This window comes from Peribacillus sp. TH27, assembly GCF_016650915.1.
GTDB lineage: Bacteria > Bacillota > Bacilli > Bacillales > DSM-1321 > Peribacillus > Peribacillus butanolivorans.
This window is the reverse complement of record NZ_JAEKEV010000002.1, coordinates 142,033-165,924: the sequence shown is the minus strand read 5'-3', so window position 1 is coordinate 165,924 and position 23,892 is coordinate 142,033. Positions and strand designations below refer to the sequence as shown.

The 23,892-nt window shown below is 38.1% G+C and carries 19 protein-coding genes; 3 read left to right on the top strand and 16 right to left on the bottom strand.

Features of this window, described 5'->3' with window-relative positions; all coding sequences use genetic code 11:
- Positions 1-18 precede the first annotated feature (18 nt).
- Positions 19-1,827, bottom strand: coding sequence for an assimilatory sulfite reductase (NADPH) flavoprotein subunit (locus JFU24_RS02370; protein ID WP_201224456.1), 1,809 nt, complete (start codon positions 1,825-1,827; stop codon positions 19-21).
- 339 nt (positions 1,828-2,166) lie between these two features.
- On the opposite strand from JFU24_RS02370, the gene JFU24_RS02365 reads away from it, so the two are divergent.
- On the top strand, positions 2,167-3,072 hold the full coding sequence (locus JFU24_RS02365) for a LysR family transcriptional regulator (protein WP_201184765.1): 906 nt from the start codon (positions 2,167-2,169) through the stop codon (positions 3,070-3,072).
- Between the two features lie 378 nt (positions 3,073-3,450).
- On the opposite strand, the gene JFU24_RS02360 is transcribed toward JFU24_RS02365, so the two are convergent.
- On the bottom strand, positions 3,451-4,017 hold the full coding sequence (locus JFU24_RS02360; protein ID WP_242485249.1) for a lysozyme family protein: 567 nt from the start codon (positions 4,015-4,017) through the stop codon (positions 3,451-3,453).
- 295 nt (positions 4,018-4,312) lie between these two features.
- On the opposite strand from JFU24_RS02360, the gene JFU24_RS02355 reads away from it, so the two are divergent.
- On the top strand, positions 4,313-4,468 hold the full coding sequence (locus JFU24_RS02355) for a DUF4021 domain-containing protein (protein WP_082612622.1): 156 nt from the start codon (positions 4,313-4,315) through the stop codon (positions 4,466-4,468).
- Positions 4,469-4,948: 480 nt separating this feature from the next.
- Here JFU24_RS02355 and JFU24_RS02350 read toward each other — a convergent pair whose 3' ends face one another.
- Positions 4,949-5,224, bottom strand: coding sequence for a hypothetical protein (locus tag JFU24_RS02350; protein WP_201249433.1), 276 nt, complete (start codon positions 5,222-5,224; stop codon positions 4,949-4,951).
- An 83-nt stretch (positions 5,225-5,307) separates the two neighbouring features.
- Complete coding sequence (locus JFU24_RS02345) at positions 5,308-6,936, bottom strand: acetolactate synthase large subunit (protein WP_201224452.1); 1,629 nt, start codon at positions 6,934-6,936, stop codon at positions 5,308-5,310.
- A gap of 426 nt (positions 6,937-7,362) precedes the next feature.
- On the opposite strand from JFU24_RS02345, the gene JFU24_RS02340 reads away from it, so the two are divergent.
- On the top strand, positions 7,363-7,785 hold the full coding sequence (locus JFU24_RS02340) for a VOC family protein (protein ID WP_201184774.1): 423 nt from the start codon (positions 7,363-7,365) through the stop codon (positions 7,783-7,785).
- Positions 7,786-8,255: 470 nt separating this feature from the next.
- On the opposite strand, the gene JFU24_RS02335 is transcribed toward JFU24_RS02340, so the two are convergent.
- From JFU24_RS02335 to JFU24_RS02280, 12 genes are all read right to left on the bottom strand, one after another.
- Positions 8,256-9,059 carry a DUF2935 domain-containing protein gene (locus JFU24_RS02335; RefSeq protein WP_201249432.1) on the bottom strand — a complete coding sequence of 268 codons (804 nt, stop codon included), beginning with the start codon at positions 9,057-9,059 and terminating at the stop codon, positions 8,256-8,258.
- Positions 9,060-9,546: 487 nt separating this feature from the next.
- Positions 9,547-9,879, bottom strand: coding sequence for an AtuA-related protein (locus JFU24_RS02330; protein WP_201184780.1), 333 nt, complete (start codon positions 9,877-9,879; stop codon positions 9,547-9,549).
- Positions 9,851-11,236 (bottom strand): acyclic terpene utilization AtuA family protein, encoded by a 1,386-nt coding sequence (locus tag JFU24_RS02325; RefSeq protein ID WP_201224449.1) that lies wholly within the window; start codon positions 11,234-11,236, stop codon positions 9,851-9,853. Before JFU24_RS02325 ends, JFU24_RS02330 begins: the two co-directional genes overlap by 29 nt.
- A gap of 266 nt (positions 11,237-11,502) precedes the next feature.
- The gene (locus JFU24_RS02320; RefSeq protein ID WP_201224448.1) at positions 11,503-12,645 is read right to left on the bottom strand and encodes a M20 peptidase aminoacylase family protein; all 1,143 of its coding nucleotides are present in this window, start codon (positions 12,643-12,645) and stop codon (positions 11,503-11,505) included.
- A gap of 19 nt (positions 12,646-12,664) precedes the next feature.
- Positions 12,665-14,083 carry a YfcC family protein gene (locus JFU24_RS02315; RefSeq protein WP_201250858.1) on the bottom strand — a complete coding sequence of 473 codons (1,419 nt, stop codon included), beginning with the start codon at positions 14,081-14,083 and terminating at the stop codon, positions 12,665-12,667.
- Between the two features lie 50 nt (positions 14,084-14,133).
- Positions 14,134-15,240: a mandelate racemase/muconate lactonizing enzyme family protein gene (locus JFU24_RS02310; protein WP_057214457.1), complete on the bottom strand. Its 1,107-nt coding sequence runs from the start codon at positions 15,238-15,240 to the stop codon at positions 14,134-14,136.
- Between the two features lie 204 nt (positions 15,241-15,444).
- The gene (locus tag JFU24_RS02305) at positions 15,445-16,644 is read right to left on the bottom strand and encodes a MarR family transcriptional regulator (RefSeq protein WP_201224446.1); all 1,200 of its coding nucleotides are present in this window, start codon (positions 16,642-16,644) and stop codon (positions 15,445-15,447) included.
- A gap of 607 nt (positions 16,645-17,251) precedes the next feature.
- Positions 17,252-18,478 carry a M20 family metallopeptidase gene (locus tag JFU24_RS02300; protein ID WP_201224445.1) on the bottom strand — a complete coding sequence of 409 codons (1,227 nt, stop codon included), beginning with the start codon at positions 18,476-18,478 and terminating at the stop codon, positions 17,252-17,254.
- A gap of 163 nt (positions 18,479-18,641) precedes the next feature.
- Positions 18,642-20,111 carry a M81 family metallopeptidase gene (locus tag JFU24_RS02295; protein WP_201249431.1) on the bottom strand — a complete coding sequence of 490 codons (1,470 nt, stop codon included), beginning with the start codon at positions 20,109-20,111 and terminating at the stop codon, positions 18,642-18,644.
- A gap of 71 nt (positions 20,112-20,182) precedes the next feature.
- Positions 20,183-21,811 (bottom strand): amidohydrolase, encoded by a 1,629-nt coding sequence (locus JFU24_RS02290; protein ID WP_201249430.1) that lies wholly within the window; start codon positions 21,809-21,811, stop codon positions 20,183-20,185.
- A 90-nt stretch (positions 21,812-21,901) separates the two neighbouring features.
- Positions 21,902-22,921, bottom strand: coding sequence for an ABC transporter ATP-binding protein (locus JFU24_RS02285; protein ID WP_201224440.1), 1,020 nt, complete (start codon positions 22,919-22,921; stop codon positions 21,902-21,904).
- Positions 22,866-23,885: an ABC transporter ATP-binding protein gene (locus JFU24_RS02280; RefSeq protein WP_201224439.1), complete on the bottom strand. Its 1,020-nt coding sequence runs from the start codon at positions 23,883-23,885 to the stop codon at positions 22,866-22,868. The genes JFU24_RS02285 and JFU24_RS02280 overlap by 56 nt, the downstream gene beginning before the upstream one ends.
- Positions 23,886-23,892 lie beyond the last annotated feature (7 nt).

The window sequence follows — 23,892 nt, the reverse complement described above, 5'->3', positions numbered from 1 at the left end:
CTCCTTTTCATTCATATTTCAGTACACATCACGTTGATAGCGTTTATTCTGTTGCATTTCTTCAAGGTAATCTTGTGCATCAGCATGGCTCATCTGCCCTTCTTTTTCAATGATCTCAATAAGTGTATTATGGACGTCATGTGCCATGTTTTTCTCATCTCCGCAAATGTATACCGCCGCTCCTTCTTGAAGCCATTCGTATAATTTCCTACTGTGCTCAAGCATCCGGTGTTGAACATATACTTTTTCATCCGCGTCACGCGAAAAGGCTACATCCATTTTCGTAAGTACACCTGTTTTCAACCACTTTTGCCATTCAGTCTGATATAGGAAATCCGTTAAGAAATGCTGATCGCCGAAAAAAAGCCACGTTTTCCCAATCGCTTCTGTTTCTTCGCGCTCTTGTATAAAGGATCTGAACGGAGCAATGCCTGTTCCCGGTCCAACCATGATGATTGGAGTGTCTGGGTTCTTCGGCTGCTTAAAGTTTTGGTTATGCTGAATGTAAACAGGAAGCGTATCCCCTGGCTGTAAACGTTCCGCACATAAAATGGAGCAGACACCTTTTCTTTCTCGTCCATGACTATCATACCGGACAGCTCCGACTGTCAGATGCACTTCATCTGGATACGCGGATAGGCTGTTCGCAATCGAATATAGACGGGCTGGAATTTTTCGAAGGATGGAGACGAATTCTTGCGCCGATTCACCCCATGAGCCAAAATCACGGACAAAATCAAGCAAATCACGGCCTTCACGATATTCTTTTAGTTTTTCTTCATTACCAGCTGATAAAAGTGCCTTTAAATCCTCGTTGCCTGAAAGTTGGGCCGCTTGCTCAAGGAGCGATTTTGTTAATACTGTTATTTCAAAATTGGAGATGAGCGATTCCCTTAGTTTTCGAAGGTCTCCCTGCTTGTTGACCTTCACGATTTCTTCAGGGTCCCAATTGATTTCTTTAAGGAGCATATCCACTAAAATGGAATCATTTTGTGGATAAATACCAAGGCTGTCACCAGGTTCAAATGTAATTCCAGAGCCTTCAAGCGATAACTCGATATGGTGTGTCTCTTTATTGGAGCCACGGCCGTTCAAGTTAATATTTTCCATAACTTCCGCTTTAAAAGGGTTTGTCCTGGAATACGTGTGTTCACTTACTGGTGTTATTGTTGCGGGAACGGCAGAAACAGTACTTCCTTGCTCCTCACTTAAGCTCGAAATTACTCCTTCCAGCCATTCTGCAGCCGGCTCATCATAATCAAGATCACAGTCCATCCGCGGAAATAGCCGGGTCCCGCCAAGTTCTTCCAAGCGCTTATCGAATTGTATTCCCGTTTCACAGAAAAACTCATATGAGCTGTCCCCCAGCGCCAATACGGAGAAGCGGAGATCTCCAAGGTTTGGTGCCCTTCTGCCATGAAGAAACTCATGGAAGGACAAAGTATTATCCGGTGGGTCCCCTTCTCCATGCGTGCTAACGGCAATAAGAAGATTCTGGACTTTTTTCAAATTGTTCACTTTAAAGTCACTCATGGATGAAATGGTTACCTGAAAACCATTACCCTCAAGCTTTCTTGCTGCATTCTCTGCCAACCCTTGAGCATTTCCCGTCTGTGAACCATAAAGGATGGTAACCTCTTTTGATATTGTCTTCCCGCTGGGTTGAGCCACCGATACGTCGGCTGTTCCTGCGTTGAAAACTGACAAAGACGCGGTCAGATAACCGCTCAGCCAAACTTTTTGTGTTTCTGTCAAGCTAGGCAGTAGATTGTTAAGAAGCTCTGTCTGTTCATGATTAAAAGGACTGTTACTTACCTGAAGTTGCACGTTTTCCACCTCACAAAGGAATATAAACTTATCTTAGTTGATTCTTATACGAGTTGTTTTAGACATTTTTTAGAACTATGAAATTAACTCGTTTACTCCTATAGACGAAGTCGGTTTTAACTGTAAAAAAATTTAGAAAGTTCAGTTCATACAGGGAAGGAACACTTTTTCATAGCTCACTATTAATAAAAAATAACATAATAAAGGACGATAGCCTTCCCCAACCTAGATTCTTCCTAAAATAAGTTTCTCATTAACTTTACCGAAAGGCACATCATTAGTAAAATATATATAATTAATTGCAACTATTAAGAATATTAATAATAAGGTGGGATTCCTATGTACTATGATGCTTTAAAAACTTTTGTGACCCTTGTAGAAGTCAAGAATTTTACAAAAACAGCAGAAATGCTTCTTATGTCACAACCAAGTGTTAGTTTGCACATAAAAAAATTAGAAGAAGAGTTCCAAACTAAATTATTTCTCCGCTCTCCTAAATTCTTAAAAGTCACTTTAACAGGAGAAATTCTTTATGATCGCGCTAAGCAAATGATCACAATCTATGAACAGACCAGACAAGACATTCAAGAACATGATAAATCCATAAAAGGAGAATTAAAAATAGGCGCAAGTTTTACAATCGGCGAGTATATCTTGCCTTCTTTACTTATTGACCTTCAAAAAGACTTTCCGGAACTTGAACTTCAAGTTGTAATTGGAAACACGGAAGAAATCGTAAAATCAGTCAGGTTATATCAAGTAGATATAGGTTTAATAGAAGGTCAAACAAATGAAAAAGAACTTTCCGTACACGCTTTTTTGCAGGATGAGTTATTTATAGTTTCTTCAAACAATCATAAACTCGCTTGTAAAGATGAAGTTACGATTGCTGACCTTCAGAATCAAGCATGGATAACCAGAGAAGTTGGATCAGGTACACGAGAATATCTTAACCACTTCCTTCGTTCAAATGGTTTGAAAGTTAAATCGCTTCTTACCATAAGCAGTAATCAAGGAATTAAAGAAACACTTATAAAAAATAGTATGGGGCTAACTCTCTTATCCCGTAGTGTCATTGAAAGAGACATTCTGCATAAGACTCTTTCAATTATACAGTTGAAAAATGAGTCTTTTAACAGAACGCTTTCCTACGTGTATTCCCCCATTATGGTAGATAAAAAGAACGTGAAAACATTTATAAGTGCATTAAACAAAAAATGGCCTAACAAAATCAAATCAATATAATAATTAATACAAAATAGGGTCTTATGATCCCGGCATATAGCAGGATCTCACTTTCGGCGATGCCACGAAGCATATCCTTAGATGAAACGCCCATAATATCAAATACAACCGAGCTAGATTGTTGTTTATGTTTACCCCTCTAGTACGTACTTTTTGAATTAGGTAATGTTATCGTGCTCTTTCTTCAATGATGCTTCTATGATACCGAACAAGATTTCCAGTTCACGCTGATATCGACATGGACTATAACCAGATGTTAAAAGTCCATGTCCGAGGTGCTGGGCACTCTGATTAATATCGGTTTTAAATCTAAAAATGTATAGGATCAAATTTGATGAACTGAAAACACAGGTGAGGCCGTTAAGGTACTTCACCTATTTACTCTCCATTTACATGAGTAGGTACACTATCTGCAAGTTCATCAATGTACTTAGCTACCTTTGCACTATATGAAAAGTCACCGTAGCAATATGGATATCGGAAATTTCCTTTGTCGCCTCCGCAATCATAGAGCGTAGGATTCTTTTCAACTTGGAGCATCGAGAACTGCTTCGCTAGTTCTTCAGTATGCTTCCCTCCTGCATTTGCAATGTAATCAATATAACCAATTCCCATATTATAAGATTGAATGATTGTAGAGAAATCCACGTTCTTTTCATTCCCATATTTGATAATTCGCTGGAAATGTTTCACTCCATACCTGATGCTTTCGGTAGGATCGGTAATTGTATTTGGATCGAGTCCCGCCGATTCAGACGCCTGCATTGGATCACCACCCCGCCCACGACTTTCCTGCTGCATCAGGGCTATCAATGTCGATGTGTGCTCCTCAAGCCCATATTTTGCTAACTCATCGTGCAGAAGGTTGCTATACTTTTTCACATTCGCAAACGAATCAGGTGGATTCACTGGTGTGAAGAAATTTCCCTCAATTGAACTTTCCATGACCTGCTTCATGAGCAAAAATACAAAAAGCAGGATAAAGATTACAAAAATAGTGTTTGATTTCTTCCGTTTCCGCTTCACATTCTCTCCCCGTTATCTCTAGTTTATTTATATTTTAACAAATAGTAAGAGTAATAACTATTTAGAATACCAAAATCTATTATAAGTATAATCACTAATAAAAAACGATATAGTATCCATATACAATTGGTACACTTACTCCTAAATGTACCTGAGTCTACGATAGTATATTTACTTTGGTAATAAGACACCCTAATAGTTGGAGGTGAGATGTATGAATAAGAAAAATAATAAAGAAGAAATTCTTGATAATAATAGCAAAAAAAATGATAACGACTTTGGGGCAGATCCCGATGAACAAGAGATGAATGGCATGTATGGTATGTTAGAAACTGAATATGAAGATAAACTTCACGATAAAGATAATTAACGGTTCAAAGTATCTTATATATTTTGTTAAGCGCCTTAATTGGCGTTTTTCTTTATAATAAAAATCAATCTCACCTTATAAAGTGTTATTTGAAGCAATATTTTAAGTTTTTATTGAAAAATGTCGACTCCCCATTAGCTATACTACTTGTCTCTTAAGTTCCTTAAAGGGGACAATCCTTCTTAATCTATTTAAATCTTTGTTAATGAGAATAACACACATGGAATATCTATTAATGAAACTTCTGGATGGTTAAAAAAATGTTGGTGTCTAATACAAATTGTCTAACATATCAATTCGCTTTGGTGCAGCTGTCCCTAGAGCTGTTGCTGGGGGTGAAAAGGTGCTTGTCATTTGATATTAGGGGGCAGAAAAGGAATGAACGAAAATAAGAAGAGAAATCTTAATCCGAATGACATTGCATTACCCAGAGGATACGAAATTGACGTATTCTGTCCGGAATTACATACACCTATTAATCTACTGATTCGGCTGAATGAGAAAGAGCAAAAACAAGGTTAATAAGTAACCAAGCAAACCATATCTTTCTGATAAAACCATACTAAGGATAGCGGGTGTTGTTGCAAGGGGACTAATGAACAAACCAGCTGCCGGAATCAATCCGCCAGCTGCCTGGAGAGTAGCCGCCATAGTACTTAACAGTGCAATGACCGTAATCTTCCTTGAAATAGAAGCTTTTTCATTAAAGGAATAGTGGACTATTTTCGCATGATCTGTAATTGGTTGAAGTAACAATTTATGCTCACCCCTTCAATCGTTCGTCATGCATACTATATTCGGCTTCTCTTTCCTTTATTTATTAAAGTTTCGTGAGTCATCTAACGAGAGTCCTTTAAACGTTCACTCAACCTGAAACTTTCTTGATAATCAACCTCACATTCAACAATTACCGGTCCATCTTCAGATATTGCTTTTTGTAAGACTGTTGTTAGCTCTGCTGCTTTTTTTACCTTATATCCTTTCGCACCATATGATCTTGCAAGGGCAACAAAATCCGGGTTATTAAATTGGATATTAGATGAATGGCCTAACTTGTTTTTTTGTTCCCATTCAATCATTCCATATCTTCCATCTCGCCAAATCATAATAACAATCGGTACCTTCAAACGAACCGCTGTTTCAAACTCTGCTATAGACATGATAAAAGCCCCGTCACCGCATACAGCCATTACTTTTTTATCAGGACACGCAAGTTTCGCACCAATTGCTCCCGGAAGTGCGATACCCATTGAAGCAAGCCCATTTGATAGGATACATGTATTTGGCTTTAATGTCTCATATTGCCGGCCGATCCACAATTTATGGGCTCCAACATCTGATAGTAAAATATCATCATTTGATAGAACTTCCCGTATTTCCTTAATGATACGTTGAGGAGACATTGGGTATGAATTACTGGTTGAATGTAACAATCGATCTGACAATATCGTTTCCTTTACATTACGATAAAATGGATCGATTTCATTCCTTTGATCAATTTGGTCAATTAAACGTAAAAGATTTGCAGACAAGTCACCAACAAGGGATGCCTTTACCGGATAATAGTTATCTAACTCATGGTCTTGTACATCGATATGAATGATAGGTGATAGTAATGGGTTCCATTTTTTAGGTTCGTATTCGATAGGGTCATATCCGATAGCAATGACTAAATCTGCGCGACTAAAGGCTTTATTGACAATATCACCTTCTGGTAGTCCAATTGTTTGTAAATGCAGTGGGTGATTTTCTGGAACTACGCCTTTCGCCATAAATGTTTCTGTGAAAGGGGCTTTAAGCTTTTCGATTAAAGTTAAAATATCAGTAGATGCTCCACCTTTTGAAGCATTATTCCCTATCAAAAATAGGGGGAATTTTGCTTGATTGATAGCCATAGCCACTTCATTGATTGCTTGCTCAGATGATCGTACTTTTTTGTCATAAAGCTGAGTTTGTAAAGGTTCTCCATGCACAAGGGCGGAGGCGATATCATTCGGAAACTCGATATGAATGGCTCCAGTCAAATCCTTTGCAGCCAATGCAAAAGCTTTAGTTATAATTTTTGGAATAACGGAACCATCATAAATAGTTGTACTCCATTTCGAAATCGGGTGATATAGCTCGAGAATATTTATGTATTGATGAGCCCCTTTAAACTGCATGTTGAGATCGGTCTGTGCCGTAATCGCGATTAGCGGCATTCGATCCAAAGTAGCACAGGCAACACCCGTCACCATATTGGTGGCCCCGGGTCCAAGTGTTGAAAGACAAACTCCGGGTTTTCCTGTCAACTTACCCATCATCCCAGCGATAAACGCTGCTCCAGTTTCATGCCGGCAAACGATAAACTGTATGCTCGACTTATTTATCGCGTCCAACAAATCTATGTTTTCTTCCCCCGGCACTCCAAATATGTATTCAACACCCTGACCCTCTAAACATTTTACAAAAAGCTCTGCTGCCTTCAAAAATACATCCCCTTCCCATAATAGACACTAGTTTTATATCCTTATTAACTTACCTTTTATCTATCCCCTTTCAGAATGGATTTATTCGAGGTCGAAAATATTTGTTTGTATTTTGCAGTGCCTTCAATTGTTATTAGTTTTTATTAGGACAGAGCTTTATTATGAAATAGTGAATTTAAACGAGGATAAGGAAGATTGGAGTTTATTGAAAAAGGATTGTATTCTAAAAGTGACAAAATTTTTTTGGTAGATACTACAATCTCTCTGAATTTATATTCCATTTGTATTCGTATTTTATTTCTAGTTTGTCGAAACCTTTTTTATGGAACTCGTGGAAATATTTTTGATTTTAAACAGTTAAATGTTACAATATGTAAATAAATCATGTAGCAATGAAAAACAATATAATTCATAGGAGTGAAACAAATGTCAGTTGATGTTTATATTAATTTTAATGGGAACTGCCGTGAAGCAGTAGAGTTTTACGCACAGGTTTTTGGGACTGAAACACCACAAATTATGACCTTTGGAGAAACACCACCTAACCCTGAATTCCCTCTCCCAGAAGAAGCAAAAAATTTAGTTATGCACACAAGGCTTAATATTGAGGGAAGTAATGTAATGTTTTCTGATGTTTTTCCTGGAATGCCTTTTGTTGAAGGAAACAACATAAGCCTTGCAGTAGTTAATAAAAACATGGATGAAATTAAATCTATCTTTAATAAACTGAAAGAAGGCGGCACAGTAGTTATGGACCTTCAAGAAACATTCTGGAGCAAACTCTATGGTCAGGTAACAGATAAGTTCGGAATTATTTGGCAATTAAATTATGACACTGGAGAAATGTGAAAATACATTTTTGCTAGAAATTTAAAGGATATAGGGCTTTTCTTATAGAGAAAAGTTTCTATATCCTTTTTGTGTTTCTAATACTAAAAAATACCTTGTTTATCAAGTTGTGGATGTTGTAGGGTTAGATTCTAAAAGAAGTAATGATATTAAGACAAATAAATGGTTACATTTCACCAATGACAAGTATACATCCCATCTTATTATCAAAAAAAATGTTACCTTTCTAAAAAATTCAGTATGTTTAGACTATAAGGTCTATATAAACGATCAGAATGTCTGATTTTGAAGTTAGGTTTGGATCAATTATTCACTTATAAATTCAGAGGTTCAATAAAAGTTACAATACGTATACCCTTCGTTTGATAGCGTGAATACAACTTGGATTGCTTATGTTATTTAACAGTTTCATGTTAGGTTGGGTGCATTAAGATAAGTTTATCGTGCACTTTTTCGAACTGGTTAGCTGTTCAAATACCCTCATTTAGTCTAGGTTTGGCTGGATCGCAGTTAGGCTTTTCAGAATTTGTCGATTCAGCGAGCTTCATCAAATAATAACATTCTTCACGCGACATATGATCCGCCATTAATGGAGAAAATGTTCCTAGAGCTTGTGCACTAAGTTCTAGTTCCTCCAATTCATTTAGAAAGTGCTGAAAAAGTTTTATTTCTAATTTGACGTCTACATTCATCTTTTCTAATGCAGGAAAAGTGGATAAATTAGTCCGTAAATATCCCGCCAATTCGACTGCTTTTATATAATATTCATTAAAATGCTTCGTATATTGGTCACTTTTCTCTTTTAATCGTTTTTCAACATCATCCAAATTGGATGATATGGCACCTGCATGCCCAGCGGCATCTAACAGCCAAACCAAATGATGATGAAGTTCATGATAAACTGGTGGGGTTTGATTGGATTTAAAGTGTTTTAATAACCTTAAATATTCTTCTAATTCGTTCACCATATGATTAAGAAATGTAGGTGAAAGATGTATTTTGATTTTCCCTACTAAATGTTTTTTCATTAGGTTTAACTTAAACTCTCGAAGTTTTAAAGCCGCATCTTCTGCCGCAAAAGTCAATTGTGAAATATCTTCCGATTTGACTTTACCAAGGAGAGTGTCAAATATTTGAATAAACTCGGATGCAATTTCAATATTTTCTAGTTCAACCGGTGCTAAAGACTCATGGATAAATCGGGAATGATCCCCTAAGATTTGCGACCAAAACTGATGCTCGAATCTTGCTTTCTTTTCCCATACTTCGCTCATTTATTATCCTCCATATCTTAATAATCGAAAACATTTATGATTTTTTATTCCTTTACGGATATACTTATGAACAAAAAAATGAAAAAAGGTCAGCAAACTGTGTTTGCCCGCAAGTTTTTTTATTTGATTATCATTTTTAACGGAAAGAGAAAGGTTCGCTGCAGCCCTCTTTGCTCTTCAACTTATACTACCAAGTAGCTGTAGAATGTATCTTCACTAGTAATAACATATCCCAATAATCTTAACCTCACAATCGTTTTGTATAAGCCACAAGTGACGTATAACAATGTGTCGAGCTTATTTATCTTAGGTAGGAATCGAAAGAAAATCTTCATTATTGCAGTTGGTTTTGATATCCCACTTGAACAGAAGAGTTTTACACATTCATCACCATCTACATAGAATTACTATATAGACTTTTATCGTCCCAAAATTTCGGAATACAAAAAACGAACCTCTGAATAATTGGCTCGCCTTCGTAAGAAAATTAATAATTTGAGTCATTCACATCAGCTTCCATATCGATTTCCATATCCATTAAAGCCGAGCTCAAACTTTTTCCATGTCGATCCAAAGTAAGTGATTTTGTGACGCCTCCGCCTAATGCGTTTTGCATGACAAAGTTCAATGCGCCAATTTTCGGCAGTTCATACCTAACCACATCACCCTTCACTATTTCGTGAAAGTAATCCTTAACCTTTTCTGCTGTTACCTGTTTTTTTACTTTCTCATAATCTTCCATACGATAGACGATGACGGAAACATTTGAAATATTTCCTTTATCCCCTGACCTAGAGTGAGTGACTTGCTTGAGTTTCAATCTTGCCGACCTCCTCGTACGTTACTTCGATTGTAATCTCTTCGCTAGGAATAAGAATGGATGCAATTGATACAACCTCTTGGACATTAACCCGAACACCACCGCCTCCAGCAGGCCCATTAGTATAGAGTGCTTCCACCTCTTGCCCGATCACATCAGCAGCTCCTTTATCAGCCGTCCTGGCAGCCACTCTTAATCGTACCTCGGATAGCCTTTCTCTGTCATACAACGGCTCTGAAATAGAAGATCCATACAGTGAATTAGAACCAATATGATCGATTCTCATTTCTTGAATCTCTATATTAGCCTGAATCAACCGGTGTCTCACTACTTCTTCCGCCAGTCTTGACCTTTCCAAACAACCCGAACCGCCGTAACTAATTTCTGCTTCAACTATGTATCCGTCCACGTAGCCGATGCTTGTTTTATAGAGTCCACTCTTCTCTTTTCCAGACACCCCAGTAATATGCACTTGGTTTATCACTTTTTCTATCACTTCTATTTGAGAGAAATCAGCAATAACATCAGGAGTAAGATATTGGGTTGGGTCGTGAATTTCATAAACAACTTGTTCCTTTACGGTCGCAGCCGTAACCATGCCTCCCGAATCCTCAAGCTTGGTTAAAAAAAAGTCCCCATTTCCCTGTACTTCGGCGATCGGATAACCGACATTCCATAAGTCAGGAACATCCTTATACCCCGGATCGGCGAAATAACCACCTGTCACTTGGGCTGCACACTCGAGTAAATGACCAGCCGCTGTCCCCTTACCAAGAAGCTCATAGTCTGTATCCTGCCAACCAAATTCATGCTGAAGTGGTGCAACTACTAATGAGGGATCTGATACCCGGCCGGTAATTACAATATCTGCCCCTTCTTTCAACGCGGTCACAATTCCAAAAATTCCGATATAGGCATTTGCAGAAATTATGGAAGACTTCACATCTTTCAATGGTACTCCGGTTTCTATAATTGAGCATTCCAAGTACATCCCGATGTTTGGATACACATCATCTCCACTTACTGCTGCTATTTTTAAATCATGGATGCCTTTTTCCTCTGCTATATTCTTAACAATCTTAGCTGCGGCAAGTGGGTTTGCTGCTCCCATATTGGTGATTAATGTGACATTATTCTCGACACACAGTGATAAGACCTTATCCATACGATACTTCAATAAATGGTTATACCCCATATCAGGATTTTTCATTTTCTCTTGCTGAGCAAGGGCAATTGTTCTTTCTGCTAAGCATTCAAAAATTATGTAATCCAAATTTCCTTTTTGTATTAATTCCATCGCTGGTTCAATTCGATCGCCTGCGTATCCCGCACCTGAACCAATTCTAATCTTCTTCATAAGATATTCCTCCCTTCAAGCTCCAGTAGGAACTGGAGTCGTCACGATTGATATAATTTAACTGATTGAAGGGTACGCTTTCACGTTCTACAATAGGAAGGTCGATCATTTTCCCTTCAATAGTAATACACCTTCCCCTTTGGCTAATGCCTGTTCGAACGCTCTTACAATTCTTTCTGCTTCCTCGATTTCTTCACCATAAAGGTCTGCTCTTTTTTATAATTGAAATGATTCATAGCGATATAAGAATTCGATTTACTATATTTTTATTTGTTATATTTTTCAAAAGTTTCAATAACTACCCTAGTTAATATCTCAATTCCTGTGAAAATGGCGTCCTGATTAAATACCATGTTGGGATGATGTAGACCAGGCTCTAAATCGCAGCCCACACCCAGCATTGTGGCCTTGATTGCAGGCCTTTCTTTTGTATAAAAATGAAAATCCTCTCCACCGGGTGTAATAATAGGCCCCACAAGCCCTTTAGCCCCTAAGGTGTTTTCGATTGCTTTCTCCATAAATTCTGCTGCTTCTTGATCAACAGATGCGGCATAAACTCTTTCTTTGTGCTTGAAGCTTATTTGGCATTGATAGAAGACAGACATTTTATTCAGGACATCGTCCACCTTCTCTATCAATTCATCCATCGCTTCATTTGTTTGCGCACGTAAATCAAGGCTGAACTTGGAGGACCCAGGTATAATATTCGCATTTTCCCCTCCCGCAGAAACCTGTGTCATTTTGACTGAATAAGATAGTTGCGGGTTTAGACGGATTCCTTTAATTTGTTCAACAATCGCACTAATCACTTCAATGGCATTTAAAGTTAAATGAGGTCTTGCGCCATGTCCGTCAAATCCGTGAATCTCACCAAATACTGTATCAGCTGAGCCATGAATGATGCCTGAAGTAGCTTGTCCATTCTTAATTTCCTGAATAGGACGCAGATGAAGACCATATAGAAAGTCAACATCATCCAGTACCTGTTTTTCAATTATCTTTAAAGCACCTTCACCCACTTCTTCAGCTGGCTGAAAAATAAATTTTAACGTACCTGGAAGAATAATCTTCATTTTTCTTAATAAAAGCAAGACACCTAATACAATCGTCATATGAGCATCATGTCCGCAGGAATGGTTAGCACGAAAAGTCCCGTCCACATCCTGAAGTAGAGCATCCATATCAGCTCGTAATCCAATCGTTAAATTACTTATACTGTCCACTGGTGACCACTTACCTATTACTCCAGGCATATCCGAAAAAGTGGTCACTTCAATCCCGTTTTGTTGGATCACCTTTGAAATATAAGATGTAGTCTGAAACTCTTTCCAGCTCACTTCAGGATTCTCATGAAGATGGCGGAAAATCTCCAAAACTTGAGGTTCTATTTCCTTCAATAATTCTTTCATCAAACCGCTCCTTATTTTCTCAGGAGACACCGAGAGCGACTGCCGCTATTAATGCTAAACAAGCAATCAAAGTCCATCCGAGAATTAATTTCCAAATAAATTTAACCCATCTCTCATATGGAATTCCAGCAATAGCCAGGTATCCCATTAATGCTGAGGACGTTGGAATAATTGAGTTCGTAACAGAATCCCCATATTGGAAGGCAAGAACGGCAAGCTGTCTTTCCAATCCCAAAATATCAGTAATAGGAACCATAATTGGCATTGTAGCCGCAGCCTGTCCACTGCCTGAAGAAATGAATAAATTAAGGAATGCTTGGGTGAAGAACATACCTACGACATTCAATGTTTGTGGTAGGTGACTTATCCCCGAAGCTGCCATAAAGACTAACGAATCTATGATTTTACCTTCTTCTAAAACTACTGTAATAGCCCTTGCAAAGCCGACGATCAAGGCACCAAATGTGACTGCTCGAGCTCCCTCAATAAATGAATCAAAAAGTTGTCCAAGTTGCAAACCGCCAACCAGCCCGCTAACGATACCCATAATCAAGAAAGAAGCTGTGAGCTCTGTTAAAAACCAGCCCCATTTAAACACGCCATAAATGTTAAAAGCCAGCCCAAAGATCATTGCTAGAAAAACTAGCTTATGGCGTCCGGTCAATTCAGGGAAATCAACTAATCCGGCCGTTTGTTTTTCTTTTTGTTCAATATCATAGATTACACTTTTTTCAGGATTCCGTTTTACCTTATTTGCATAACGGCTGACATACCAAATGGCAAATGCCAGGACAAAAATATATACAACAAAACGGAAACCAATTCCAGAGAATAAAGGTACTTCTGCCAGTGATTGGGCGACCCCTACAGTGAACGGGTTGAGCATGCCTCCAAAAAATCCGCTAGCAGCACCAAGGGTAATCATAGCCGTTCCAGTAACCGCATCAAAGCCCATAGCTCTTGCTATCGCGATCCCTATAGGCACGAAGATAATGGTTTCTTCTGCCATCCCCATGCTAAAGCCGCCTATGGAAAAAAGCAACATACTCAACGGAATTAATAGTTTTTCTCGCCCTTCAAGAGATCGTACCCCTTTATAGACCCCTGCTTCAATTGCACCAGTAGTGCGAATAATACCAAATACACCACTTACAAGAAAAATATAAAAAATAATCTGGGCTCCCTTTTCTAAGCCCAATGGAATGGACGTGAAAAGGTCAAAGAAGCTCACAGGATCACGATCAATAGCATGATAGCTTCCGTCGACAACAAGCATTCTACCCGATTTCTCATCTTCAACACGATCGAATTCACCGGCAGGAATTACATATGAAGCAAGCCCTGCCATGATGATTATGATAAATATGAGTGTATATGTATGTGGCACTTTTAACCATGCCTTTTTCTTAACTGTCACATTATTTTTTTCAGTTTCCATCATTTCACCTCATCCTAATTGATTTGCTCCATCCGGTTTCAATAAAAATATTAAACTTGCTCTTTTTTTATGGTTAATTGCCCAAGAACTTCCTCGTTGATATTAATTCCAAGCCCCGGTTCTCTTGTAAGATGTACATAGGGAATTTCATAATCAAGATTTCCAATGTCCTGACTGAATAGCAGTGGACCTGTCAGTTCTGTACTGGTAATATTTTTTCGTGAAATGGCCGTATGGTATCCTGCAGACGATCCAATTGAGGATTCTACCATGGACCCAATTTGGCAGCTGATACCTGCAATCTCAGCTGTCTTTGCCAATTGGATTGCCTGATAAATTCCACCGCACTTCATTAGTTTTATATTGATTTTATCTACGGCCTTCTTTTTAATTAGTTCCTGTAGATGGTACCCGTGATGGATGCTTTCATCAGCCATAATGGGAATGGTTGTTTTTTCTTTGAGTTCTGCAAGACCGTCAATATCTCCCATTCTAATCGGCTGTTCTAACCATGAAAGGTGAAATGGTTCCAAAGCTTTTACTGCTGGAAGGGCATTGGCATAAGTTCCCCATCCCTGATTGGCATCTACCCGAATTGGAAACTTCTCCCCAACTTTTTCTCGAACCGCTGCTATACGCTCTACATCTGACTCAATATCCCAACCCACCTTAAGTTTTAACGAAGTATATCCTTGGTCGACAGCTTCCTGAGCTTTTTCAGCCATAATCTCTGGTTCGTCAATACTTAAAACCTTTGCAAAAGTTAGGGATTCATGAAATTTCCCACCTAATAAATCATAAATCGGCAATTTTGTGTATTTTCCCATAAGGTCATAGCAGGCAATATCAATTGCCGCTTTTGCTGAGGGATTTCCCATAATGGCCGAATTCATAATGTCGTGAATTTTTTCCAAATTAAAAGGATTTTCTTGTTTCAAAGCAGGCAATAGGACATGCTTTAATACTTCGAATGTTGCATAAAACGTTTCCCCTGTTACATGTTCATCAGGTACTGCTTCACCATATCCTACTAGCCCGTTATCGGCTATCAATTTTACGATAACAGAAGGCATATACTTATATGTTTCATAGGAAATAACAAATGGTTCTTTTAAAGGCAAATGAGTGGCATAAATTTCACAACGTTCGATAATCAAAACTAAGCTCCCCTTTCATACTGTCGCTATATGTCGTTAATAAAAATAATATATACTAATCCCCTTTTTCTGTAAAGTCTGAATTTTTAAATTCCAGTTAGGTTCTTGAATTTTTCTGTAGCTAAATATAAATTTCGAGGTCTTCCTTGATCGTAAGGATGTTCCTCACCTCCTTTTAAAAGACAGCCTCCTTCAATGAGCCTTTTAATGAATCTTTCTGCCGATCGTCGGGTGCAATTCATGTATTCTTCTAGCTCTGCTCGCAGAAAAAGCTCGAAAATTGTTTATGGAAATAAACTGATGAATTAACTTTATATTTTTTGCACTCATTTTAAGTTCACTAGCTAGTTTTTGAATAGTTTCATCCTCGTTTTTCAATTCCACAAGGTGATTTTCTTCAAATAAAGGTCCTTGTAATTTTTGATCTTCATCCACCAAGCATGCAATCGTTTTACTCTTTAGAAATTTATTAGTAAAAAATAACGCCTGGGCTGAATGTTTTTCCGCCTCCTGAATTGTATACCCATACCCAATACCTATTTGGAATAAAGTTTGAAATTCTCTTTCCATTTGTCCGATAATATCATTATAAAAATCGTTTTCGAACGCCTGCAATGCTCCACGTGTTGTATAAATCAAATATGGATTTAAGTATTCAAGAGAAACACGAGCTTGTAGCCTTTTACTCAACTTCTGTAAAAAATTTAAAAATGAATCACTCCCATTAAGATTTTGTTGATAATCTTGAATAGAAATAACAGCAATCTGAGATTCTTCCGTTTTCTTTAGTTTCAACAAGGATATAGCTCTTGTTAGGCTTTCAATTAAGGTATGTTTGGGCTGGACCATATATCTAGAAGGAATGGATAGCCTTTGAAGCTCCTGATAAACTGCATGAATACTCGTTAGTGCAAAAAGGGTTTTTCCTTCCCTATATTGTTTGCTGTGAAAGTGGACAAATTCAGCTATATTTAGTGCCTGGGTTTCTTCATCCCTCTTATATATCCAAGGGTAATCCTTAACATAAAGGGACTTTTCTACGATTTCTGATTCTTCCAGCACCTTCATTAACCGGCTTTGATCCGGTAAATCGATAGAAATTTCATTCAAAGTCACTTGTTCCCGATGAGAAATCGAAAATAACGAGAGCGCTACAGTCAATTCATCAAAAGGGACATATATAGCTTCAATGAAATTTCTTTTAACTTGCTTGTACCCATAATAAAAAGGGATTGAACCTGAAAACAATACTAAATCAGTTTGTTTACCAGCTTCTTCTATTAACAGACTACTTTCTTCCGGCATTTCGTACTGAAAGGAAATAAATTGTACTTCAGGAAATAAGGGATAATGGACAGATAAGGATTCCAAAAAATACTTTGAGCCTATAACACCAATTTTCATTATGTTGTTTCACCTCTAAAATGAAATATAAATATATTATAACGGTAGAATCGTATCAGTAACTATTTTAAATTAATTAATATACCAAAGTCCTGCACGCTCCCGAGGGTAAGTCCCAATCGCCATCAAGTTAAGAAAATGGTTGTTTCACAAATGTTATCAGGCACGCTTTTTTCACGCTGTGATATTTTACCACTAACTACAGAGATATTAAAGAAGCTAAATAACCTCTCAAGTAGTGAATCCATTTAGCTGGAAAAGGGGTACGGAAGAGATTCGAGAAAGTGGTGCCACATTGGAAAAGTTCGTTTTTGGCTTCCTTGTATTCATCCATATTTTCACTTCACAGTTTCTTTTTAGCAGGGTAAGCCAAACTCTATTCCTCTAAAGTCTTGAGCTCTGGACCATGTTTGAATTTTGCGTTATCGACACCGATAATAAGTGTTTAGCTCCTGTTACTAAACTAATACTTTAAATATTTACCCAGTGTAAAAAGCCTTTACTCTTGAAGAGTAAAGGCTTTTTACGAATTTGCTCTATTAATCGCATAAATCTGCTATAAGACTTATCCAATTTCAAGGGAGTACAGTAATTTAATATCCTTTCACTAAAATGATTCTCCATTTAAAAAAATAAGGGCGGCAGTCCGATAGATTTCTGTTGTCTCCGCAAGTTCTTCAACATCTACATATTCATTTATTTGGTGTGGTACTTCCCTTTCCCCCGCTCCAATCGTGACAATTGGAATACCAGCCATATGCAGGAATGTCCCATCTGTTGCTCCTGGGACTCCGTTATACACCGCTTCTTTTCCCGTAACGATTTGAGCAGCTTTTGCAACAGCCGTGACTACTGGGTTATCACGGTCGGTAATGGTCCATGGACGTTCCTCAATCACTTCCATTTCTGCTTTAAAATCAGGATCATCTTTAGCAAGTTTATCTATTATGTTTTGCAATTGAGATTTTATAACCTTATGCTCTTGGCCAGGTATAGTTCGAATATCCAATGTGGTCATGCATTGATCTGGAACAACATTAATTTGTGCTTCCCCGTGAACAGGTCCCATTAAGATTGTCGGTGTTATGGAGGGCCAGCCCAACAGATCGTGCTTTCCAAGACGTTCTTTCTCAAGAGTTTCTAACTTATCAATTTCACAGATTATTTTAGCCATACGTGTATTCGGATTGATCCCGCTTAAAGGCATAGCTCCATGAGCCATTTTTCCGTAAACATTAATGGCAATCCGCATAGCCCCCTTTTGTGTAATGCAGACTTCATTTTCTTCAGGTTCACAAATGATAGCTCCTGCCACATCTTTTGCCCATCCCTGTTTGATAAAATGTTTAATACCAATCATCATTCCCTCTTCATCACAAGGAATGCATAAAATAATTTTCCCTGACCAGTATTCCTTATCTCTTAATAAGGAATGAACAGCAGTAATCATACAAGACAGATTTCCTTTTGTATCATTTGTCCCTCTGCCATACATTCTTCCATTTACAATTTCCGCTCCAAATGGATCGTACTTCCACGCTTCACGTTCTCCTTCCGTTACTACATCTGTATGACCTTCGAAAAGTAACGTTTTTCCGGGTCTGCCGGAATCAACAATGCCTATAACATTAGGACGGCCTGGCTCTACTTCTTCAATAAATACCTCAATCCCTATATCCCTTAGATAGTTTGCTACATAGTTCGCAACTTTTTCTTCGTTTCCCCCTTCAACTCCGGGGCGATAAACACTTTCGATTTTGACAAGGGACTGGGTAAGTCGGATTACATCCTCTTTATCTCTTATTCTCCTAGCCTGCATTTGATGTACACTCATTCGTAAATACTCCCTTTCTATTAGAAGTTTTTTTAAAATTAGTGGTGGTTCACCTTCAATAGAGAAACGTTGGTATCATCGTTATATCCAAAAAAGACACTGTTAAAGAGTCCTTCGATTGCCTTCCCTTTTTTATTTAATGTTGGGTACACGAGACTCATAATTAATTGCAATCTAACGGATAGATCGGTCTAATAATTCTTTGATAATTAAAGCTAGCTACTTTACTCGTACTTAATCCTGGTGAATCTACAGAGATAATCTTTTTAGCAAGGTGCTTAAAACCAGCACGGAAATGCTGTGCTGATTTTAATGCGACAATCCTAAATTCAGTAACATCAATTCCATGTAACAAAAAGATTTGTTCGTCTAACGTCTGCCAATTTACTGAACAAACTATAATATCTACATTCCCAACCTGTAACCGAACTGACTTTCCTAGATTAAATTCAAATCCTTTCATCATAGGTGATGAAGTGGTAAATCTACCATCGGTCAGTGCTTTTATATAAGCAGAAGTTAGAGCAATTGGTTCTCCATGTAGGGAATCAGTTTTCCCACCAATGGTCACATCTATTTTTCCACCAACCCCTACCTGGTGAGCTAGGTTTGCTACTTCTGGATCATAAATAAACCCAAAGCATGATTTGGGAATATTAAACTCTAACATTTCCCTCAATAAATAAGTACCGTCCCCTGGAGCGCCAGCCCCGGGGTTATCAGAAGATTCATTAATGATAATTGGACATTCTCCAATAGATAACGCTTGGAGCATCCCATTTTTAGGATCAGGAAGTTCCCGTAAAAACTTTGCTCTCATAGCCCATATATCCTTGGCCACTTCCTTGCAGACAGTTTGCGCTATTTCATCATTTCCATCTGTTATCGTTATGACAGTTGCCGATACATCTGGAATGTCTGTATATGGAAATCCATGAAAAAAGGTACAATCAATCACTTCTGTTTGTTCTTCCATGTCCAGACATAATTGAGTAATATCTTTTGCAGGAGACATATCCGTCGTACCAGCGGCTATTGGTATTAAAATTGGCAATTTTTTCATTACCATTACAGGGTTGATTTCTCCCTGAAGTATTTTCACTGTTAAATCCATAGCCTTTAAACCTGTTTCATAACAATCAATATGCGGATAATACTTAACACCTAATAGCAAATTTGCCTCATTTACCATTGTTTCAGAAAGATTTCCATGTAAATCCAAAGTGACGACTATGGGAATTTCATAGCCTAGTATCTTTCTTAACTCTTTTAGTAATTCACCTTCTAAATCATCAATTCCATCCACAACCCCAGCACCATGTAAAGCGAGGCAAATAGCATCTAGTTTTCCTTTACCTTGTATATTTGTTAACAGCTCCTTTTTTAATGTTTCAAAACATTCTCTAGTTATCGTACCAGCTGGATTGGCAAATGCAGAAAAACTTGGAATAAGGTCAACTCCTAATTCCCTTCCTTTATCAATCATTCCACCAATATAATCCTTTACACCATCGTGAGATCGTAACACCTCCTCGTTTCTTGCCCAAAGAATCTTCTTGAATGAATCTTCAGTTGTTTTTACAGCGGAAAACGTATTAGTTTCATGCATAATATGACCTATACCTATTCTCAATTCCTTTCATCCTTCCTATTTAAGGAACATATACTTCATCTATCTCTATTTAAATTGATATCTTGATTTAATTAGGATTTGGATAATATATCATTGCTTTCTTTTTGGAATACCACTTTACCGCCTATTATTGTATAATTCACTTGCATATCTTTAATTTGATCAGTAGGTACATCGAGAATTGCACCGTTTAATACAACCAAATCTGCTAACTTTCCTATTTCTATGCTACCTTTTATATTCTCTTCAAAACTCGCATATGCTCCATTCCATGTAAACAGCTTGATTGCCTCTAATACGCCTATTCGCTGGTTACCTCCTACATCCTGCCCTGTTGAACTTTTCCTATTTACAGCTCCATGAATTCCTATAAGCGGATTAAACGAGGTGACCGGACTGTCGGAACCTCCGGCAGCTATTATCCCCTTATCAATGAAATCACGAACTGGATACATATGATTGACTCGGTCTCCGTAGCTTTTAATGTAGCCATCACCGTATTCAAGGAAGAAAGCAGGATTCGGAATAGGAATAACCTCTAATTGCCTCATCCGTTCAACTAAATCAGGCATTGTAATTCCTGCATGTTCAATCCGATGGCGGTGATTCTTTCTAGGATGTTTTTTCAATGCCTCTTCAATACAATTAAGCATCATTTCAATAGCCCGGTCTCCTTGAGCATGAGCTGTGATCTGAAACCCTTTTTCATGAGCCTCCCCGAGAATACGGTTAAGTTCCTCCTGGCTAAAGTACAGGATACCAGAATGTTCCGAATTATCAGTGTAAGGTTCCCTCATTGCAGCAGTTGGCCCGCTACTACTCCCATCAGTAAAAACCTTAGCTGGACCAATTTTAAATTTCTCATCTCCCAGACCTGTTGAAATTCCTGCTTTTATCATCTTGTCAACAAATTCTTCTGACTTATTGATTGTTGAGACAATTGCATAAGTCCTAACCTGAACCTGTCCGTTACGAACTGCCTCTTGCATCACCCTAAAGTTTTCCGGGCTAGAGACACCTGCATCGTGAATACTGGTAATGCCAGAAGCGATAAAATCATTAGAAGCCATCATCAAACCTTGTAGAAGCTCTTCATGTGTATAATCAGCCAATTCGTAATAAGGCATTTGTGCGTTTTCTATTAAAACTCCTGTAGGAACTCCTACTTCATCGCGGACCACTATTCCACCTTCGGGATCTGGGGTATGTCCATCAATCCCTGCTATCTCTAACCCCTTGCTATTTACCACGGAAATGTGACCACAGGCGCGCCTAAGAATGATCGGGTGATTGCTAGAAATAAGATCCAATTCTTTTCTAGAAGGATATCTATTTTCTAATAATTTGGTTTCATTGAATCCCCATACACGCACCCAGTTTCCAATTGGTGTTTCATTCACTTTTTTTTCAATTTCTTTTAAAACGTCATGTAGAGATTCGATTGTGGGCTCCTTACAGCTTACTCCTAATTTATTTGTACCAAATAAAGTAATATAAAGGTGAGAGTCAATAAAGCCTGGCACTAAACTTCTACCTGCTAAATCCACTACCTCCGTTTGAGGACCAATTAATCGTTTCACTTCTTCATTCGTTCCCACCGCAACAATTAGGTTATCAGTAACAGCAACAGCTTCATTTACGTCGTATTCCTTGTTTGATGTAATTACTTGACCATTAACTAACACTAAATCTGCAAACATCAATTCACCTCGTTATCGGTTTAGATTCTTCTTTTTAAAAAGAAAAGTTAGTTTGGGAGAATAGTAGTGAACCAGAATAATGTAAATATATTATTCATATAAATGACAAGCTACAAAGTGATTGGCCCCCTTTTTTGTAAGTGCAGGCGATAGAACCTTGCAACGATCCATTACATGAGGACATCTCGTATGAAAAATGCATCCCGATGGCGGATTAAGTGGAGACGGTACATCCCCTTTTAAAATAATCCGTTCCTTTTTTAATTTAGGATCGGGAATTGGAACCGCGGATAATAATGCTTGAGTATACGGATGCAAGGGATGAGAAAATAGTTCATCTGTTGAAGCGCGTTCTACCATATGTCCCAAATACATAACTCCAATGTTATCAGCTATATGTCGGACTACACTTAAATCATGGGCAATAAAGAGGTAAGAAAGATTTAAGTTATCTTGCAATTCCTGCAACAAGTTTATGACCTGAGATTGAATGGATACATCGAGAGCGGACACTGGTTCATCACAAATTACAATTTTAGGGTTTACTGCTAAAGCTCTAGCAATTCCAATTCTCTGTCTTTGCCCACCTGAAAATTCATGGGGATAACGGTAATATTGGTCTTCTCTAAGTCCGACTTTATGAAGTAAGTCCAAGGTTCTTTCCATACGTTCTTTCTTTGACCCTATTTTATGTATCTTCATAGGCTCTTCAATTGCATGTCCTATCGTTTGCTTAGGGTCTAAAGAAGAATGAGGATCTTGAAACACCATTTGTATTTCTTGCCTAATTTGCTCAATTTCCTTCCCCTTTAACTTAAATAGGTCGCTTTCCTTATATATGGCTTGACCCTCTGTAGGTTCCGTTAAACGCATGATGGTTCTTCCTGTTGTGCTTTTCCCACAACCCGATTCACCTACAAGCCCAAGCGTTTCTCGTTCATTTAAGGTAAACTCTACATTATTTACCGCTTTAACATGCCCTTTCACTCGGCCAAGAGGAGAATAAATTGGAAAATACTTCCTCAAATTCTTAACCTGTAAAATCGGAGCTCTTTCATCTGACAGCGTCTGCAATACCTTTTCGCCTCCCCTCTTGTAATACAGTTTCATAATGCCAACAGCGCACTTTATGTCCGTCTTCAATCTCTTTTAATTCTGGTGGTTTTTCTTCACACTGGCTTGTAGAATACGAACACCTTGGAGCAAAGCGACACCCTTGGGGAATATTATTAAGAGACGGGACCATCCCTTCAATCACATGCATATGTTTAGAACGATCCCCATCCAAACGTGGAACGGATTTTAACAATCCTTTGGTGTAGGGATGTAAGGGTTCCGAAAATAAAGATCCTACTTCAGCTTCTTCGATTATTTGACCTAAATACATAACCACCACACGTGTACAGACCTCAGCAACTACTCCTAAGTCGTGTGTTATCAACATGACTCCCATGTTTAGTTCCTTCTTCAAACCTTGAATCAAGTCCAATATTTGGGCTTGAATAGTAACGTCTAATGCGGTCGTGGGCTCATCTGCGATTAGTAGATTAGGGTTACACGCCAATGCCATCGCTATCATTACCCTCTGTCTCATTCCTCCTGATAGCTCATGAGGATACTCATTCACCCTTTTTTCTGGAGAAGGAATCCCTGTTAATTTAAGCATTTCTATAGCTTGGGTATAAGCTTCTTCTTTTCCTAGCTTTTGATGAATGATGAAAGATTCTGCAATTTGATAGCCAATTGTATATACAGGATTAAGAGAAGTCATCGGATCTTGAAATATCATAGATATTTCGTTCCCACGAATGTGTCTCATTTGATCTTCGCTCAAGGATAGCAAGTTACTGCCCTTATAGATCAGCTCTCCTTCATATTTAGTCGTGTTTTCATTTAACAATCGTAAAATTGATTCAGAGGTTACACTTTTTCCGCATCCCGACTCTCCAACAATCCCAAGGGTCTCTCCTGAATATATCTCGAATGAAACCCCATTAACCGCGGTAACAGGTCCCTTTTCTGTCATGAACGTCGTTTTCAGGTTTTTAACCTCTAATAAACATTCTTTACCCATAAACGTC